The 382-nt window shown below is 64.1% G+C and carries 1 protein-coding gene; it reads left to right on the top strand.

All coding sequences use genetic code 11. The features are described from left to right. Window positions 1–382 (top strand): phospholipase effector Tle1 domain-containing protein (locus WX88_RS26930; protein WP_046247525.1); only part of this gene is annotated, 382 nt, incomplete at both ends.

Raw genomic sequence — 382 nt, 5'->3', positions numbered from 1 at the left:
GACGGCGGCACGGCACTTCGTCTCGCTGCTCAACGATAAAACGCCGCTGGCGACCCGCCTGGGCATCCCTCAGGCGGAAGTTAAAATCAAGTTCGTGGGGGTGTTCGACACCGTCTCCTCGTATGGCTTCACGCTAACGGGCTTTGGCAGCGACGTGGCCGAGTTGGGCCTGGACCTGGCCGGCGTGCCGGAGAAAGTGGTGCACCTGGCCGCGGCCAACGAGTACCGGGAGAACTTCTCGCTCACCGACATCACCAGCTCCTTGCAGGTGGGCAAGGGCTATGAGCTCGTGCTGCCCGGCGTGCACTCCAACATCGGCGGCAGCTACGGCGAAATCACCAACGAGGAGGAGCGCCACCTGCTCGACGCCGAGTGCCAGGAA

It is taken from the genome of Hymenobacter terrenus (assembly GCF_000972495.1).
Taxonomy (GTDB): domain Bacteria; phylum Bacteroidota; class Bacteroidia; order Cytophagales; family Hymenobacteraceae; genus Hymenobacter; species Hymenobacter terrenus.
Note: the sequence above shows the minus strand (reverse complement) of the source record. Positions and strands in the feature narration are given on the sequence as shown.